This window comes from Streptomyces sp. AA4 (assembly GCF_000158875.1).
GTDB lineage: Bacteria > Actinomycetota > Actinomycetes > Mycobacteriales > Pseudonocardiaceae > Amycolatopsis.
Map to the genome: position 1 here is coordinate 6,954,545 of NZ_GG657746.1, position 17,498 is coordinate 6,972,042.

Below are 17,498 nucleotides of genomic sequence, written 5' to 3' on the forward strand. Positions count from 1 at the left end.
GCGGCTCAGCCGTCCGCCGGACACCAGGAGTCCGGAGCCCGGGCGACCGACTTCCCGCAGAAGCCCTGCAGTTCCGGATCGACCTCGCCGCCCTGGACGCGGAGTACCGCGAGCGGTTTGTCCTGCGGGACGTGCCTGCCGATGTCTCCGCCGTAGTCGATCGTCCCGCTGACGCCCTCGATGTATTTGTTGGTCTGGTTGGCATCCGGCCGCGAGGTGTGGATCGCGGCGATCTCGCGCCAGACCGCACCGGGCGTGACCGGGATTTTCGAGGACGTCTCGCGCAGGTACGCGGTCGCGGTGATCATCACCAGCGCGGCGTCGTAGGACAGCGCGGCGTGCCCGTCGAACGAGCGACCTTTTTCGGTGTGCTCGAAGGCGAACTTGGCGTTGAGCGTGGCGTAGAAGTCTCGCGCGAGGCCTTTCGCGGGCGTCGCCGGGGCGCTCGCGAGCGCCAGATAGTAGTACGACAGCGCGCGATTGCGTTCCCGCGCAACGGAATCCGCGACATAGCGGGAGACGTCGTCGTCTCCGATGATCGTGGCTGTGCTGCCGCACTGCGCGGCTCCGGCGAGGAAGGCGCCAAAGTCGGGCACACCGCGGCCAGCGAAGAACGCGAAGCCGTCGTAGGAGCAGCTGTCCCGCCCGGCCGCGCCTGCGTTGCCCACGGTCCGGTCGCCGTTCCGCACGTGGGCGGGCTGACCGGCCGCCCCTCCGTCCGGATCGAAGGCGCGGGCTTCGACGGCAAATCCCCTTGCCTTGAACGACGCCAGCGCATCGTCGCGGAGGTTCGTGCTGTAGAAATCGGCGTCGTCGTCGGCGTAGTAGACGCGGAGCGAGCGAGGACCGGGACGCTGGACGGCGAAGGACGCGGCCACCGCGGCTTCCCGGCGGTTTTGCGGCGCGACCTGGAAGTAGATCGGATTCTGGTCCGCGAGCTGATCGGCGGTAAGCGTCGCGGCGACCACCGGGATGCCCGCGTCGCCGAGCGCGCGGATCGTGTCGGCGGTCGGCTCGCTGCTCATGTCGAGCCCGACCACTCCGACGATGCTCGGATCCTGTTTCGCCATCTCCAGCAGCGTCCGCGCGACCGCCGCGCCTTGGAGCATTCCCTTGCCGCCGTTGGCGATCAGCATGCGCACGATCGGTTCGGCCGCGGCGGTCGCGTCGAGCTGCCGCGACTGGGCGACCGCGAAGCCTTCCAGCGATTCCCGTTCCGCGGTGAGTCCTTCGGCGGTGCCGTTCGACGACGTGAGCGCCTCCAGGTCGACCAGCGTGATGTACGGCCGCTCCGGATGCTGCTGGTGCAGTTCCTCGGCGCGCCGGTTCTGGTCCGCGATCACCGCTTCGACCTGCTGGATCGTCCCTTCCCTGTCGACCGGGGAAAACAGCGTGAAGGTGCCGTCGGAGACCCCGACGCACTGGTCGTCCGCCCAGGCCAGCCATTCGCTCGAGGTGCCGCAGTGACTGTCCAAAACGGACTGATAGCGGACGACGGCGAACCCGGCGACCAGCGCGAGCACCACCGCGGGCACCCCGGCCCGGACCCAGCGCGTCGTCCACCACGCGGCCCGCCCGCGTCCGCCGGACAGGTCGTAATGGTCGCCGAGGGTCAGCATTCGCTTGCGCACCTCGGTTTTTTCGGTCTCGGTCTGCGGCGCGTCGAGGCCGATCGGCAGGTACCACGCGGTCGGGCGGCGGGCGCGGCGGTCGGCGCTGAGCCGGTTCTGCCACACCCGATACGCGCCGGCGGCTTCGGCGGCGTGGTACTTCGGCCGGTCCTCGCTCGGCTCGGCATCCGGGGGCGGCGCCTGGCTCGCGCTCACCACGAGCAGCGGATCGAAGAGACCGACCTGGTTGCGGACCTCGTTGATCAGCTCCAGCAGCCGGTACCCGCCGTTGGCCGGGCCGACCTCGTCGAGCAGCAGCACCGGATACGTCATCCGGCGCCGCCGCCAGAACTGCCACGGCCGCAGCCGGTACTCGCGCCGCAGGTCCTCCAGGAACGCGTTGACCAGCAGCCGCGCGACGTACTGCGGCGACTCCTTCTGCCATTCGCCGTCGGTGAGCCGCATCGCGAAGCGCACGAAGCTGCCGGACATCTCCGGCGCGAGGTGCGGCTGGCGCAGGAACCAGCGATACCGCCCGGACAGCCCCGGAACTCGTCCGGTGACGGCGATCCGGAAGGTCGCGAACGTCAGCAAACGCAGAAGCAGCAACGGAAGCCGCCACGCCGGATGCTGCGGCACCAGCTCGCGGCTGACGCTGTCGATGGCCGAGCGGAAGCGCACCAGCAGGCCGTTCTCCTGCAGTTCGCGCAGCAGGATCCGCTCGGGATCGGTTTCGCCGTCCGGGAATTTCTTCGCCATGAGCTGGTCGACCAGCGTGAACAACCGGAACCGCAACCGGCTTTCGCGCGTGCGGGAACTGCGGACGAGCGTGTTGCGGACGCGCCACAGAATGTCGCGCACCACCTCGACGCTCGCCTCGGTCGCCTTGCCCGGAGCGTCGAGGTCCGGCCGGTCGGCCAGCGAAAGGTAGACGGAACGGACAGTGCCCGCCGGTTTCGCGTTCTGCAGCCGCGAACCCAGCTCCTCGAGCACCCCCTCGCGCGCGTCTCCCACGAGGCACACCATGGGAAGCCCGCGCCGCCCGGCGCGCTCCCGGTGATATCCGGGACGCCATTCCCCGTCGTCCCGCAATTCCCGCGGCCGGTCGCCGACACGGGGCCGCTGATAAAGCGCCCCGACAAGCTTGACAAGCCGATCCGCGCCAGCGAACGCGAGCTGCTCCCCCGCGACGGCCACCGTCTGGTCCATGCCGAAGTATCCCACGCGGCCTCCGGGAGGGGTCCCGGAATTATGCCGACACGGCAACGGTTTCCGGTTTCCCGGACGCGGCGTGCGGCCGTTCGGGCGGCACGGGTTCAGCCGTTCGCCGGATGCTTGGTTGCGCTGAGCCACCTCGCCCTTGATCACCGCATGGCAGCTACGAAAAACGTAGAATCGACACTCAAAAAATGGCGAATTAATTGCGCGCGAGGCGCGCGATCGTTCCCAGCATTCTCCGCATGCCGAGGACGTGGCCGCCGCTCCCGATGACGAGCAAGCGGTACCCAGCCCCGAACACGCCGGGAAACCGAGCCCGGCTCTCGGCGCGAACCAGCGTCTGTCCCTCCGGACCGGGTTCGAGCCGGAAAGTGAGGCGGTACTCGGAAAACCGATGCCGTCCGGCCAGCGCGAGCAGCCTCGGCGGTTCGGCGGCGGCGACCCGGAACCCGGGAACGGTCGAGCCCTCGGCGAGCGGGCGGGGACCAGCGGCCTTCAAATCGGCCGCGCCGACCGCCCAGGCGTAGCCAGTGGCCAATCGGCCGGAGAACCGTTCGACGACCTGGTTCACCGCACGCCAGGTTGTCTCGGCATCAGCGGGCACGACGATCCGATGCTCGTCCAAGAACGGCAGCTGTTCCGTCATCGGCACCTCCGCGAAAAAGCGGGGCCGCCCCGGTAGAATCCCCGGAGCGGCCCCGCCAGCACACCGTCGAACCTTATTCGTAGATCTCGCCCTTGGCGGCCTTCTCCACGAGCGACTGCGGCGGCTCGAAGTGGCTGCCGTAGCGCGCGGCCAGTTCGCGGGCGCGGTCCACGAAGCCCTGCAGGCCGCCCTCGTACTGGTTGATGTACTGGATCACGCCGCCGGTCCACGGCGGGAAGCCGATGCCGAAGATGGACCCGATGTTGGCGTCCGCGACCGAGGTCAGGACGCCCTCGTCGAAGCACTTCACCGTTTCCAGCGCCTCGGCGAAGAGCATGCGCTCCTTGAGGTCCTCGAACGGCACGTCCGCCGAACCCGAGTTGAACGCCTCGCGCAGGCCCGGCCACAGACCGGTGCGCTTGCCGTTCTCGTCGTACTCGTAGAAGCCCGCACCCGTGGAACGGCCCTTGCGGTCGTACTTGTCGAGCATCGTGTCGATGACGGCCTCGGACGCGTGCGGCGTCCAGGTGCCGCCCTCGGCCTCGATCGCGGCGCGGGTCTCCGCGCGGATCTTGCGCGGCAGCGTCAGGGTCAGCTCGTCCATCAGCTGCAGCGGCGGCGCCGGGTAGCCGGCCTGCGAACCCGCCTGCTCGATCGACGCCGGCTCGACGCCTTCGCCCAGCGCGGCGACCGCCTCGTTGATGAAGGTGCCGATGACCCGCGACGTGAAGAAGCCGCGGCTGTCGTTGACGACGATCGGGGTCTTGCGGATCTGCAGCGTGTAGTCGAAGACCTTCGCCAGCGTGGCGGGCGACGTCTTCTGGCCGCAGATGATCTCGACCAGCGGCATCTTGTCCACCGGCGAGAAGAAGTGGATCCCGATGAAGTCCTCGGTCCGCTGCACGCCCTCGGCGAGGGTGGTGATCGGCAGCGTCGAGGTGTTGGAACCCAGCACCGCGTCCGCGTTGACGATGTTCTCGATCTCGCCGAACACCTTGTGCTTCAGCTCGACGCTCTCGAACACGGCCTCGATGACGAAGTCGACGCCCGCGAAGTCGGCCGGGTCGGCGGTCGGCTTGATCCGCGCCAGCAGCGCGTCCGACTTCTCCTGCGTGGTCTTGCCGCGCGAGAGCGCCTTCTCCTCGAGCTTGACCGCGTAGCCCTTGCCCTTCTCGGCCGCCTCCTGCGAGACGTCCTTGAGGACCACGTCGATGCCCGCCTTCGCGGACACGTAGGCGATCGCGGCGCCCATCATCCCGGCGCCGAGCACGCCGACCTTCTTGGCGGTGAACTTCTCGAACCCGTCCGGACGCGAACCGCCGGAGTTGATCGTCTGCAGGTCGAAGAAGAACGCCTTGGTCATGTTCTTCGAGACCTGCCCGATGGCCAGGCTCACGAAGTAGCGCGTCTCGACCAGGATCGCGGTGTCGAAGTCGACCTGCGAACCCTCGATCGCGGCGGCGAGGATCGCGCGCGGCGCGGGCATCGGCGCGCCCTTGAGCTGCTTGCGCAGGTTCGCCGGGAACGCGGGCAGGTTCGCCGCGAAGCTCGGGTTCGACGGGGTGCCGCCCGGGATCTTGTATCCCTTGACGTCCCACGGCTGCACACCGCCCTCGGGGTTGGCCTTGATCCACGCCTTCGCGGCGGGCACCAGCTCGTCGACGGTGTCCACGACCTCGTGCACCAGGCCCACTTCGAGCGCCTTGCGCGGCTTCATCCGCTGGCCCTGCAGCAGCACGTTCAGCAGCGCGCTCTGGATGCCGAGCAGCCGCACGGTGCGGACCACGCCGCCGCCGCCGGGCAGCAGGCCCAGGGTGACCTCGGGCAGGCCGATCTGGCTGCCCTTCACGTCGGCCGCGATGCGGTGGTGCGTCGCGAGCGCGAGTTCGAGGCCGCCGCCGAGCGCCGCGCCGTTGATGGCCGCGACGACCGGCTTGCCGAGCTGCTCGAGCCGGCGCATGTGGCCCTTCATCGCGGTGCTGGACGCGGTGATCTCGGCCGCGTGCTCCGGCTTCGCCTGGATCAGGTCGCGCAGGTCGCCGCCGGCGAAGAAGGTCTTCTTCGCCGAGGTGAGCACGACACCGGTGATGTCGTCCTTCTCGGCTTCGAGCCGGTCCACGGTCGCGGCGAGCGACTCGCGGAAGGCCTGGTTCATCGTGTTCGCCGACTGGTCCGGGTCGTCCAGGGTCAGCGTGACGATGCCGTCGGAATCCTTGTCCCAGCGGATGGTCTTGCTCTCGGTCATCAGGTCCTCACACCCGCTCGATGATGGTCGCGACACCCATGCCGCCGCCGATGCACAGAGTCACCAGCGCCCGGCGCGCCTGACGGCGTTCCAGCTCGTCGACCACGGTGCCGACCAGCATCGCGCCGGTGGCGCCGAGCGGGTGGCCCATGGCGATCGCGCCGCCGTTGACGTTGATCTTCTCGTCCGGAAGGTTCAGGTCCTTCTGCCACTTGAGCACGACGGACGCGAACGCCTCGTTGAGCTCCCACAGGTCGATGTCGTCCGGGGTCAGGCCCGCGGTCTTCAGCACCTTCTCGGTGGCCGGCGTCGGACCGGTCAGCATGATCGTGGGCTCGGACCCGATCGAGGCGGTGGCGACGATGCGCGCCCTCGGCGTGAGGCCGAAGGTCTTGCCCGCCTGCTCGGAGCCGATCAGCACGATGGCCGACCCGTCGACGATGCCGGACGAGTTGCCGCCGGTGTGCACGTGGTCGATCTTCTCGACCTGGTGGTACTTCTGGAGCGCGACGGCGTCGAACCCGCCCATCTCGCCGATCGTGGTGAAGGCGGGCTTGAGCTTCGCCAGCCCCTCGACCGTGGTCCCCGGACGGCGGTGCTCGTCGTGGTCGAGGATCGTGACGCCGTTCAGGTCCTTCACCGGCACCACGGACTTCGCGAAGTAGCCGCCGGACCAGGCCGCCTCGGCCTTCTCCTGCGAGCGGACCGCGAACGCGTCGACGTCCTCGCGGGAGAAGCCCTCGATCGTCGCGATCAGGTCCGCGCCGATGCCCTGCGGGGCGATGTAGTGGTCGTACGCGGTGGCCGGGTCCATGAACAGCGCGCCGCCGTCGGAACCCATCGGCACGCGCGACATCGACTCCACGCCGCCCGCGATGACCAGCTGGTCCCAGCCGGAGCGGATCTTCTGCGCCGCGACGTTCGTGGCCTCGAGCCCGGACGCGCAGAACCGGTTGAGCTGCACGCCCGCGACCGTCTGCGGCAGGCCCGCGACGAGCGCGGCGGTGCGCGCGATGTCCGCGCCCTGCTCGCCCACCGGGGAGACGACGCCGAGCACGATGTCGTCGATCGCCTGCGGATCGAGGTTCGGGTGGCGGACCTTCAGCTCCTGGATGAGGCCGACCACCAGGTCGACCGGCTTGGTGCCGTGCAGGGCACCGCCCTTGTTCTTGCCCCGGGGCGTGCGCAACGCCTCGTAGATGTAGGCCTCGCTACTCACTGAACACTCCTCCGCGAAGCGGCGTGGTTGGACACCGCGGTGTATCTCGCCGCCGACTATACCGGCCAGTAGGTGCTAATGCCCATTAACATAAGCCCGATGAACCCTATGGTGTCAATGGGTTGCTCTAGTTTGGATTAACGCTATGGTCAGTTCACCATGAGTACGTCTCCCGCCCGCGGCACGCGGCCTCGCGACCGCAAGGCCCAACTCGCCGCCGTCGCGGCCGAGCTGTTTCGCGCGCGCGGGTTCCACGGCGTCGGGATCAACGACATCGCCGCCGCGGCGGGCGTGACCGGACCCGCGCTGTACCGGCATTTCGCCGACAAGCAGGCGATCCTCGCCTACGTCGTGCTCGCCGGGATCGACGACATGGAATCGGCCACCGCGGTCGCGCTCGCCGATTCCGCGCCGCCGCCCGAGCAGCTGAACGCCCTGCTCACCGGCCTCGCGACACAGGCCGTCGAGCGCCGGGAGATCGCCGCGCTGTGGCGCTGGGAAGGTCCGCACCTGCCGCGCGAGCAGCGCCGGGAGATCCGCCGCCGGTCCGGCGCGGTGCTCGACGCGTGGGCGAAAGCCCTGCTCACGCTGCGCCCGGAGCTGGCCGCGGACGAGGCCGAGCTGCTGTGCTGGGCCGCGCTGTCGGTGTTCGGCAGCGTCGCGGTGCACCACACCTCGGTGGCGCGCAAACGCTTCGTGCCGCTGCTGGTCGAACTCGCGATGACCGTGCTCGACCTCTCCTTGCCGGTTCCGGAAGAACCCGCGCCGCCGGTCACGAGCAGCCTCGGCACGCCGTCCCGCCGCGAGCAGGTGCTGACCGCCGCGACCGGCCTGTTCGCCGAACGCGGTTTCCACGCGGTGAGCATGGAGGACATCGGCGCGGCGGCAGGCATCGCCGGACCCAGCGTGTACCGGCACTTTCCTAGCAAGGCCGCGCTGATGGTCGCGATCGGCCACCGCGCGGCCGACCGGCTCGCACTGGCCGCCGAGCAGGCACTGCAAGCCCCCGACGAACGGTCCGCGCTCAGCCGGCTCGCCGCGTCGTACGTGCACATTCTGCTGCGCACGCCGGAACTGCTGGTGTCCTTCACCGCGGACCGCGTGACCATGCCGGAACGCGACAAGGCCGATCTGCGCCGCGTCCAGCGCGACTACGTCGACCAGTGGGTTTCCCTGCTGTGCGCGGTGTTTCCGGAGCTTCCGGCGCGCGAGGCGAAGATCCGGGTGCATGCCGCGCTGACGATCGCGAACGATCTCAGCCGGACCGGGCCGATCAAGAGCAGGCCGCATCTGCAGACGGAACTGACCGCGGTGCTGCACGCGGTTCTCGGGCTCAGCTGAACGCTGCGGGCCACTTCGAAAGTGGTTTTCTGTTTTGAGTCGTGACTTCACTAGTGAAGTACTTCAGCAGTGAAGTCACGACTTCGGAGAGAAGAGAACCTCGCGAGGTCGTCGCACGCTGTCAGCGAAACCGCTCCGATCGGTCGCCCGTCCGTGTCACCATCTGCCGTGCCCACGAGACGGTTGCATCTGGTTCGCGCGGACGAAGGCCACCGCGTCACGACCCTTGAGCTGTTTTTCGACCTGGTCTTCGTCTACGCCATCACGCAGACCACCGAACTGATGGCCGGGCGGCTGAGCCTGCTCGGCGTCGGCGAGGGACTGCTGGTGCTGATGGTGCTGTGGTGGTGCTGGTGCAGTTACGCGTGGCTCGGCACGACGATCCACGTCGACCACGGCATCGCGCGGCTGGCGATGTTCGGCGCGATGGCGGTGATGTTCCTGGTCGCGCTCGCGGTGCCGCAGGCGCTCACCAACCAGCCGGGCGGACTGGACGGGCCGTTGCTGTTCGTCGCTTGCTACGGCGTCGTGCGGCTGCTGCACATCGTCGCCTACCTCGGGGCGGCGCGGCACGACGCCGAATTGCGCTTGGTGCTGCTGAAAATGCTGCGCGGGCTGCTGCCGAGCCTGGCTTTGCTGGCCGTCGCCGCCGTCGTGGGCGGACCGTGGCAGCCGGCGCTGTGGGTGGTCGCGCTGGCGGTGGACTACCTCAACGTCTATCTGTCCGGCCCCGCGGGCTGGCGGCTGCACTCGCCCGCGCACTTCGCCGAGCGGTTCGGGCTGATCGTGATCATCGCGCTGGGCGAATCGATCGTGGCGATCGGCATCGGGATCGGGCACGTGCCGATCACGTGGCTCGTCGCCGGGTCGGCGATCTGCGGGATCGCGCTCGCCGCCGGGATGTGGTGGACGTACTTCGACCTGGTCGCGCACGTCGCCGAAAGCAGGCTGGCCCGCGCCGAAGGCATCGCGCGGAACAAGCTCGCCACCGATTCCTACACCTATCTGCACCTGCCGCTCATCGCCGGCATCGTCCTCGTCGCGCTCGGGTTGAAGAAGGCGTTCGCGACCCTGGACCACGATCCGGCGGACGCGCTGCACGGCGTCGCGCTGTGGGCGCTGACCGGCGGGCTTGCGCTGTACCTGGTCGCGCTCAGTTCGCTGCGCCGGCGCAACCTCGGCAGCTGGAATCGGCAGCGCCTCGTGCTCGCGGCGGTGCTGCTCGGCATCACTCCCCTCCTCGGACACGTGCCCGCGGCCTTGCTGCTGCTGATCGTCACGGCCTCGGTCCTGCTGCTCATCGCGTTCGAACGCACGTCGCTGGCCCGGCGCCCGGTCGTCGAGTGAGCCGGGCCGCACTGGCGGATTCCGCATCGCCACGCTAACCTACTCGTGAGTAGGTAACGCGAGGGAGATGCTGCATGGCTGCGCCAAGGAAACGAGACGCGATGGGCCTCGGCCTGGCCGCGCTCACCCGGTTGGCCGGGAGCAAGGCGATCGACCGGGTCGGGCTGCGCGGGCCGGTGCAGAACCTGGTCAAGACGGGGACCCGGACCGGTTTCCGCGCGGCGGGGGCGGCGACGCGGTCGTTCACCTCGGTCCAGCGGCTGGGCAAACCGGCGCGGCTGGCGAAACCGGACGACCGCGGGCTGTTCGACCTGACGCCGGACGAGGACCAGAAGCTCATCGTCGAAACGGTCAGCGAGTTCGCCGCCGAGCAGCTGCGGCCGGCCGCCGCGGACGCCGACGAGAAGCTCGCCGCGCCGGAGGGTCTGCTGAGCCGCGCGGCCGAGCTGGGCATCAGCCTCGTCGGCATCCCGGAAGAGCTGGGCGGCGCGGGCACCGAGCGTTCGGTCGTGACGAACGCGCTGGTCGCGGAGGCGCTCGCGCACGGCGACCTCGGCCTGGCGGTGGCCGTGCTGGCCCCGTCGGCGGTGAGCACCGCGCTGGTCGCGTGGGGCGACGAGCAGCAGCAGGCCGACTACGTGCCCGCGTTCACCGGCGAGCAGGTGCCCGCCGCGGCGCTCGCGCTGCTGGAGCGGACGCCGTTGTTCGACCCGTTCAAGCCCGCCACCAAGGCGAAGCGCACCCCGAAGGGCTACCAGCTCGACGGCGTGAAGTCGCTCGTCCCGCGGGCGGCGGAGGCGGAGCTGTTCCTCGTCTCGGCCGACCTGGAAGGCCGCGGACCGGCGCTGTTCCTGGTGGAATCGTCGAACGCGGGCGTGACGATCGAGTCCGAACCCGCGATGGGCCTGCGCGGCGCGGCCACCGGGAAGCTGCACCTGGAGAAGGTCTCGCTGCCCGCGGGCGCGCTGCTCGGCGGCGGCAAGGCGGACGTGTTCACCGAGGTGGTCCGGCTTTCCCGGCTCGGCTGGGCGGCGCTCGCCGCGGGCGTCGGCAAGGCGGTGCTGGACTACGTCGTGCCTTACGTGAACGAGCGCACCGCGTTCGGCGAGCCGATCAGCCACCGGCAGGCGGTCGCGTTCTCGGTGGCGGACATCGCGATCGAGCTGGAGGGTCTGCGCCTGGTCACGCTGCGCGCGGCCGCGCGGGCCGAGCAGGGCAAGGAATACGCGCGGGAAGCGGCGCTCGCCCGCAAGCTCGCGACGGACAAGGGCATGCAGATCGGCAACGCCGGCGTGCAGCTGCTTGGCGGGCACGGGTTCGTGAAGGAGCATCCGGTGGAGCGCTGGTACCGCGACCTGCGGGCGATCGGCGTGATGGAAGGCGCCGTCCTCCTCTGAGCTGGCTCCCTCGTGAGTGTTTGTGCCGGTTCTAACCGGCATCGCCACTCACGACCCCCCTCGAAAGGCAACCCCTCATGATCAACCTGGAAGCTCCGAAGAAGGCCGGCGCGCTGATCAACCAGGCGTACCAGGCCGCGGCCGAGGTGTTCCGGCCGATCTCGCGCAAGTACGACCGCGCCGAACACACCTATCCGTCCGAATTGGACATGTTCGCCGCGCTGCTGGACGGGCTGAACTCCTCCGGCGAGGGCGGGGCGGGCGCGGCCGGCGTCCGCCGGTCCGAAAAGGACGACGGCCCCAAGGGAAACCGCAACGGGGCCAACCTGAACGTGGTGCTCGGCACGATCGAAATGTGCTGGGGCGACGTCGGCCTGCTGCTGTCCATGCCGCGCCAGGGCCTCGGCAACGCCGCGATCGGCTCGGTGGCGACCGACGAGCAGCTCGAGCGGTTCAAGGGCCTGTGGGCCGCGATGGCGATCACCGAACCCGGCTGCGGTTCGGACTCCGCCGCCATCACGACGACGGCCACCCAGGACGGCGACGACTACATCCTGAACGGCGAGAAGATCTTCGTGACCTCCGGCCAGCGCGCCGACGCCGTCGTGGTCTGGGCGACACTCGACCGCACGAAGGGCCGCGCCGCGATCAAGTCGTTCGTGGTGGAGAAGGGCACGCCCGGCTTCGAGGTCGTGCGCGTGGAGCACAAACTGGGCATCCGCGCGTCCGACACCGCCGTGCTGCGCTTCGAAAACTGCCGCGTTCCCCGCGAAAACCTCTTGGGCACGCCGGAAATCGACACGGCCAAGGGTTTCGCCGGGGTCATGCAGACCTTCGACAACACCCGCCCGCTGGTGGCCGCGATGGCGATCGGCGTCGCCCGCGCGGCGCTGGACGAAACCCGCCGCATCCTCACCGAAGCGGGCATCGTCATCGACTACGACCGCCCGTCCTTGACGCAGCACGCCGCGGCCGCGACGTTCCTGCAACTGGAAGCGGACTACGAGGCGGCGTACCTGCTGACGTTGGAGTCGGCGTGGATGGCGGACAACCGCCAGCCGAACTCCCTGCAGGCTTCGATGGCGAAAGCCAAGGCGGGCCGCACGGTGGTCGACGTGACGCTGAAGTGCGTCGAACTCGCCGGAGCGTACGGGTACACGGAGGAATCGCTGCTGGAGAAATGGTCCCGGGATGCCAAGATCCTGGACATTTTCGAGGGGACGCAGCAGATTCAGCAGCTCATTGTGGCTCGGCGGGTGCTGGGGAAGACCTCGGCTGAGCTGAAGTAGTTGTGACGTAACGGAAATCCGCCCGGTCGCTGGTCCCTCTCGGGGCTCTGCGACCGGGCGGTTTTCGCCTCGCTGAGGTGGGTTCCATGATCAGGTGCCTCCGGACCGTCATCGAGGGCAGGCCGTCCGAACACCGCGTCGAGCCTCCCGCGCCGGGTGGTTGCTCGACGGGACCGGGTGCGTGTACGTCCGGAGGATGAAGCCCGGGTTCGCGTGCCCGCGGTAGTCGGATCGGCTGAAAGGAAGCATCCGAGACCGTCGAGATTGTGGTTCACGCAGCGTTGTTCCTGATGGAACGCCTGCGGTTCATCAAGGGCCTGACCGCCAAGGCAGTGGCCGACGCAAAGATCCTGCTCGCGTTCGGGGACCGGGGAAAAGGTCAGCGGCTCCCTGCGCGGAGCAGTTCGACGGGACGCTTGCGGCGCGCATCCGCAACGCGCTGGCGTTCTACCCGCCGCTGATCGGCGTCGACGGGGTTGAGATGCAGTTCCACAACACAACGCTCTACAGTTCGATTTCCGATTCGACGAGGAGATGATCATCAACACGCATGTATACGGGTTCCAGGGAGCCCACGCCCCGTCCCTCCACCTGCGGTGACTGCCCGTCGGGACCTCTTCGAGACGTACTCGGAGAGCCTTGAGTCAGTCTGGAACCTCGCCAAGCCAGCCACCTTCTAGGGAGCCGACTACTACAACGACCCGAACGCGCCTAAAGCGAACGGTATCGCAGTAGCGGCCTCGGCGTTCCTCCGGGACGACGAAGGTCGAATCCTGATTATTAAGCGCACAGACAACAATCTCTACCCAATCCGTGGTGGCCAACTGGAACTAGGCGAGACAATGGCACAGGCCGCAGTCCACGAGGTTCGCGAGGAGACGGCATCGACTGCAAGGTCATAGTCGCGATCGGCCTCTACTCAAACCCAAAGCACGTTATCCCCTATGGCGACGACGAATTCCCGCAAGAATTCCCCATCCGTTTCCGAGCCCGAAAGACGTCGAGACAGCGTACACCCAGCATCGAAAGCTCAGAGAAGATCTGGATACCAATTGAAGAGCTAGACAAATTGAATATCCATACACGATTAGGCTACGCCTAGAACATGCGGCCGAAAGCCGGGGCAACCTTATTACAGCTAGACAAATCACTGGCGAACGATCGACTTCTTTAGACATTCAGGACAGAGTTCTATCACTGATATACCCTCCGCGCCTAGCTTGTCACCAGCATGCGACCAGTCCGAGTCGACACAATTTATGATCGGCGACCGAAAACCGTCCGCGACCGCAGAGGCGATGAACTTGTGATCAGAAGGATCGAAATCTCTCAGATCCGCCGGAACCTCCTCGTAAGATCCGTCCCAAGTCGGCGTTATCTCCACCTTTCGAACCTTCGAAACATCGGCCTGACGTCGGGTAAGTTCTACGAAAAATCGATCCCGAACTCTGGGTTGCCCACTATATGAACAGTATCTTTCGTACTCCTCTAGAATGTCACCACCAAAATCTAGCAGAATCACCTTCTCCGACAGAGATTCTTCTAGAAATTCAATGGCCGAGATAACACATTCCGGCGTCGCTTGTGGCGTAGACTCCCCATCTGAGGCAATGAGCACATTAGTATCGATGATGACACCGTCATGCAAATTCACTCCCCCCTCTCCTCTTTCATCCTTCTTCTCGCCGCTTTTGCCTGAGCGGCAGCCTCACCAAAGCCATCGCCAAAAAAGTCGGCAGGCCAGTTTGTCACATTTCCGAACAGGTCAAGGTTAAGCCTTTCGATCGTAGGAGCCCCTTGCCGAGAGTCGCAAAAATATATGTGGCAATCTTCGGATGTAATCTCAATCTCCCGAGGCATGAACTTCTCGGCAATACGTCGCTGAAGCCTTAGAAGCAAATGCTCCGAATGGCTCTCAACAATCACTTGCAGCTTACGAACCTTGGCAGCTTCGATTATTACATCAGCTAATCCGCTTTGCACTGCCGGATGAAGGTGAATCTCAGGCTGCTCGAGAAGGACTGTCGACCCTTCGGGAACATAGGCAAGAAGAACCAGAACGGGTAACACTTGAGACACACCGAATCCAACATCAGTAAGAAGAACCGGCGGATCAGATGGACCGCGTCTAACCAAGACTCGATAGACGCTTTCACGGTCGCGATCTAGCGGCTCAACAGAGAAATCCGATATCAGATTCAACTCTTTCAGCCAACTAGCAACATGCTGCTCAACGCTAATTCGAGGCAAAGCCCACAGGGCACCGTTCTTTCGTCTCACGAAGCCGCGTGAATTAGTCTTCCCATCAGCCTGAGACGCAATCATCGCCTCTACCGCCAGCTCCCCTCGGCGCCCGACGTCAACCGGACGACCGCCACCCCAGAGATACTGCCGCTGAGGGTCTTGCCTGAGTGGACCTAGGTAGTAAATCCGCCCGCAGAACTGCTCAAAATTTAACTCAAGGTCACTAAGAAAAGCCGCATTCTGATAATATGATCGCACCTGATCCGGGAAACTATAGAATTTACCCGGCGGAGGCAATGGCCATGCACGACCAGTCACTCGTCTGAATTTATAGCCATTAGAACTAAGACGGTATTTACCCCCTTCCCTCCTGCTCAAGCTGAAATCGTAGTCTCCGAGTTTATACACAACCCTCTGAACGGCCGGCTGATTACGGCCAACTGAGACCTCGACTTCCAAGCCAAGACTACTGCTCTTTGCTATTACCGAGCGAGAGCGCGCCTCAGTATCAGTTATACTGAACGGCTCATCCTCTTCCCAGGACACATCAATTTCAACGTTTTCCCCCGTAGCGTGGCCGTACACCAAGTCATAGAACGTCCCAAGACTCACAAGAGACGAATCACTTCCACCGAGGTCGAAAACGCGACCTCGATCCGCCGAAATGGCCGTCTGTTTCAACAGGAGAAGACTTTGCAGTAGACTCGTCTTACCGGAGGAGTTACTCCCGAAGAAACACGATATAGGGCCAAGCTTCACCTTACCCGTGGCGGACCAAGCCTTAAAGTTCCGCAGAGAAAGCTCGGTAATCATCCCAACCCTTCGACGTTTCCACTCTTATCGGCAAGCATAGGCCACCCTACATCTCGCCCGCCGTATTGGAAGGTGCGGCACGCCCGAACAAGGTATCCCGAAAGTGGCATCGATTGCAGAATTTGGTTCTATGGGACCAAGGGCGCCTACGTAACCCCTCGCCGTTGTGGCCGCATCCGCTTCCGACACGGCGGACTGCTCCGCCTCGCCCGCCAGCCGGGCGGTGCGGCCGTCCGCGGGTCACCTGGCGCAACGCCGCACGGCGACGGAACACGGGTCCCCAGAGCCCACGTTGGCCTCCTCTGCGAGCGGCTGTCTCATACGGGTCGTTCGTGACTTGGTCTCCGTTACGCACCGTCGTGAGCGACGCCCATCCTGACGCCGGATCGTGACAACGGCTTCGTATCGGGATGCGCGGATAGGTGTGGCCGGACCGCCAGGCCGGGCCATCAAAGGCCAGGGACAAGCGACAGACGGCGAGAAGTAACGAGACACATCAGCGCAGGTCAGAGGCAGTTTCGCCTGAGATCACGAGGTCGACGAAAACCGGCTGAGGAGCCCTGGACAGCTTCGAGGGGACCCAGCAGATCCAGCAGCGCATCATGGCCCGGCGAGTGCTGAGGAAGACCTCGGCTGACCTGAAGTGACCAAGGCCGCTCGGCCCGGGTGACAGGAGCGGGCCGAGCGGTCTTGCTATTCCAGCTGCTTCTTCCCGGTGGACTGGCCGAAGAAATACCCCAGCACCAGCAGGAACGCACTCGACAGCACCTGGTTGATCTCCACGCCGGCGAACATCGCGGCCACCACGGAGAGGCACATCACCAACAGGATCGCCGCTCCGACGTAGGTCGCGACGGATTCCTTCGCCAGGAAGTTCTGCCACACCTTGGCTTTCCGCTCGAACTTGTCCATTTCCGCGGCCATCGCCGCGGCCTCGACCTCGGCGATCTTCCGGCTGGTTTCCTTCAGTTCCCCGTCGATCTTCCCGGTTTTGCTTTCGAATTCGCCGAGCAGCTTGTCGAACTTCTCCTTGGTTCCGGCGTCGTCGACCACGGACACCGCGTTCCGGAGTTTGTCGATCTCCGCCTCGACGGTCAATCCGTTGATCAGCTCGAGGATCTGCTCGCGCCGTTCCAGGCAGAACTTCAGCGCGCTCCGCTGGGTGTTCACCTTGCGGGCGACGTCCGAACGCCCTTTGGACGCGTGCGCCGCGGCCAGCGCCGCCTTGTTCTGCGCTAGCTTTTTCCGCTGCCGGGAAATCACGCCGTCGAGCCGGTCCAAGGACGAGCGGAGTTCGTCGACCGACTGGGTCTCGAGCGAAGAGCTGTCCAGTCCGTCCTTGACGAACTCCAGTTCCATCCGCCGTCTCAACCGGCTGTGCCGGTTGTCGGTTTCCGCGAAATCGACTACGCCGCTTTCTTCGGGAGCACTCATGGTGGTTTCCGTTTGCTGGGGTGCGTGGATTGCGGGCCGAGGACGCGCCGTCAGCGACGCGCCGGTCTTCTGCGCAGCCCCTCGTCCACCCTCGCCCCCTGGATCACCGTCAGCCTCCCGCCACCGACTACAGTGCCCTGCCGGTCGTTCGCGAGCGCTCCGCTGTTGCACTCTGTCGTCAGCTGTCGCCGTTCCGCACCCGAATCGTGACCACACGCGCCGCACAACCAATTACGAAAAGCTTAGCCGTGCCAGCAATTGGCTAGCAAAAACGCGGTCGCGAAGTCGCGGTCACTCGTTTTTGGCAGCCGAATCCAGTGCGTCCAGAACCGCGTCCCCATTCGCCCGGGCCCACTCCGTCAAGGTGTGGATCGGCTCGATCAGCGTCGCTCCCAGCGGGGTCAGTTCGTACTCGACGCGCGGCGGGGCCTCGGCATACGCCTGGCGGCGGACGAGGCCGTGCGCTTCCAGCCGGCGCAGGGTCTGGGTGAGCACTTTCCGGGAGATGCCGCCGATCAGCTCGACCAGGTCGCCGTGGCGGACCGGGCCCTTGCTGAGTCCGGCGAGCACGACCACCGTCCACTTGTCGGCGATCAGCTCTACTGCCAGCCGCGCCGGGCAATCGGCGAGGAAGATGCCGCGGGTACCGCTCATGGAATCCAAGGTACCTGCTGGTACCTATCGGAATCCTAGCC

13 protein-coding genes are annotated in these 17,498 nt (G+C 66.2%); 5 read left to right on the forward strand and 8 right to left on the reverse strand.

The window, feature by feature from the left end; genetic code table 11:
• Positions 1–5: 5 nt before the first annotated feature.
• The 4 genes from SSMG_RS31665 to SSMG_RS31680 all read right to left on the reverse strand — a co-directional run bounded on the left by SSMG_RS31665 (position 6) and on the right by SSMG_RS31680 (position 6,938).
• The gene (locus SSMG_RS31665; protein WP_009082837.1) at positions 6–2,819 is read right to left on the reverse strand and encodes a hypothetical protein; all 2,814 of its coding nucleotides are present in this window, start codon (positions 2,817–2,819) and stop codon (positions 6–8) included.
• 208 nt (positions 2,820–3,027) lie between these two features.
• A complete protein-coding gene (locus SSMG_RS31670; protein ID WP_009082839.1) occupies positions 3,028–3,474 on the reverse strand; it encodes an SRPBCC family protein in 447 nt (148 codons plus the stop codon).
• A 73-nt stretch (positions 3,475–3,547) separates the two neighbouring features.
• Positions 3,548–5,719, reverse strand: coding sequence for a 3-hydroxyacyl-CoA dehydrogenase NAD-binding domain-containing protein (locus tag SSMG_RS31675; protein ID WP_037715491.1), 2,172 nt, complete (start codon positions 5,717–5,719; stop codon positions 3,548–3,550).
• A 7-nt stretch (positions 5,720–5,726) separates the two neighbouring features.
• Complete coding sequence (locus tag SSMG_RS31680) at positions 5,727–6,938, reverse strand: acetyl-CoA C-acetyltransferase (protein WP_009082843.1); 1,212 nt, start codon at positions 6,936–6,938, stop codon at positions 5,727–5,729.
• A 159-nt stretch (positions 6,939–7,097) separates the two neighbouring features.
• On the opposite strand from SSMG_RS31680, the gene SSMG_RS31685 reads away from it, so the two are divergent.
• From SSMG_RS31685 to SSMG_RS47815, 5 genes are all read left to right on the forward strand, one after another.
• Positions 7,098–8,279, forward strand: coding sequence for a TetR/AcrR family transcriptional regulator (locus SSMG_RS31685; RefSeq protein ID WP_009082845.1), 1,182 nt, complete (start codon positions 7,098–7,100; stop codon positions 8,277–8,279).
• A gap of 168 nt (positions 8,280–8,447) precedes the next feature.
• Positions 8,448–9,626 carry a low temperature requirement protein A gene (locus SSMG_RS31690; RefSeq protein WP_037715494.1) on the forward strand — a complete coding sequence of 393 codons (1,179 nt, stop codon included), beginning with the start codon at positions 8,448–8,450 and terminating at the stop codon, positions 9,624–9,626.
• 74 nt (positions 9,627–9,700) lie between these two features.
• Positions 9,701–11,023, forward strand: coding sequence for an acyl-CoA dehydrogenase family protein (locus SSMG_RS31695; protein WP_009082848.1), 1,323 nt, complete (start codon positions 9,701–9,703; stop codon positions 11,021–11,023).
• Positions 11,024–11,100: 77 nt separating this feature from the next.
• Positions 11,101–12,312: an acyl-CoA dehydrogenase family protein gene (locus SSMG_RS31700; RefSeq protein ID WP_009082850.1), complete on the forward strand. Its 1,212-nt coding sequence runs from the start codon at positions 11,101–11,103 to the stop codon at positions 12,310–12,312.
• Positions 12,313–13,091: 779 nt separating this feature from the next.
• A complete protein-coding gene (locus SSMG_RS47815; protein WP_353611808.1) occupies positions 13,092–13,214 on the forward strand; it encodes an NUDIX domain-containing protein in 123 nt (40 codons plus the stop codon).
• Between the two features lie 245 nt (positions 13,215–13,459).
• On the opposite strand, the gene SSMG_RS43970 is transcribed toward SSMG_RS47815, so the two are convergent.
• The 4 genes from SSMG_RS43970 to SSMG_RS31715 all read right to left on the reverse strand — a co-directional run bounded on the left by SSMG_RS43970 (position 13,460) and on the right by SSMG_RS31715 (position 17,457).
• Positions 13,460–13,966, reverse strand: coding sequence for a hypothetical protein (locus SSMG_RS43970; protein WP_199786034.1), 507 nt, complete (start codon positions 13,964–13,966; stop codon positions 13,460–13,462).
• Positions 13,963–15,369: a DUF3696 domain-containing protein gene (locus SSMG_RS43975; RefSeq protein WP_009082855.1), complete on the reverse strand. Its 1,407-nt coding sequence runs from the start codon at positions 15,367–15,369 to the stop codon at positions 13,963–13,965. The genes SSMG_RS43970 and SSMG_RS43975 overlap by 4 nt, the downstream gene beginning before the upstream one ends.
• Before the next feature lie 693 nt (positions 15,370–16,062).
• Positions 16,063–16,803: a hypothetical protein gene (locus tag SSMG_RS31710; RefSeq protein ID WP_009082857.1), complete on the reverse strand. Its 741-nt coding sequence runs from the start codon at positions 16,801–16,803 to the stop codon at positions 16,063–16,065.
• A gap of 291 nt (positions 16,804–17,094) precedes the next feature.
• Positions 17,095–17,457, reverse strand: coding sequence for a helix-turn-helix domain-containing protein (locus tag SSMG_RS31715; RefSeq protein WP_009082858.1), 363 nt, complete (start codon positions 17,455–17,457; stop codon positions 17,095–17,097).
• Between the last annotated feature and the right edge of the window lie 41 nt (positions 17,458–17,498).

Bases quoted from the DNA above. Each gene is read 5' to 3' on its own strand.
- SSMG_RS31715 (WP_009082858.1), bottom strand. From the start codon at position 17,457: ATGAGCGGTACCCGCGGCATCTTCCTCGCCGATTGCCCGGCGCGGCTG.
- SSMG_RS31700 (WP_009082850.1), top strand. From the start codon at position 11,101: ATGATCAACCTGGAAGCTCCGAAGAAGGCCGGCGCGCTGATCAACCAG.
- SSMG_RS43975 (WP_009082855.1), bottom strand. From the start codon at position 15,369: ATGATTACCGAGCTTTCTCTGCGGAACTTTAAGGCTTGGTCCGCCACG.
- SSMG_RS31710 (WP_009082857.1), bottom strand. From the start codon at position 16,803: ATGAGTGCTCCCGAAGAAAGCGGCGTAGTCGATTTCGCGGAAACCGAC.
- SSMG_RS31685 (WP_009082845.1), top strand. From the start codon at position 7,098: ATGAGTACGTCTCCCGCCCGCGGCACGCGGCCTCGCGACCGCAAGGCC.
- SSMG_RS31665 (WP_009082837.1), bottom strand. From the start codon at position 2,819: ATGGACCAGACGGTGGCCGTCGCGGGGGAGCAGCTCGCGTTCGCTGGC.
- SSMG_RS31675 (WP_037715491.1), bottom strand. From the start codon at position 5,719: ATGACCGAGAGCAAGACCATCCGCTGGGACAAGGATTCCGACGGCATC.
- SSMG_RS31670 (WP_009082839.1), bottom strand. From the start codon at position 3,474: ATGACGGAACAGCTGCCGTTCTTGGACGAGCATCGGATCGTCGTGCCC.
- SSMG_RS31695 (WP_009082848.1), top strand. From the start codon at position 9,701: ATGGCTGCGCCAAGGAAACGAGACGCGATGGGCCTCGGCCTGGCCGCG.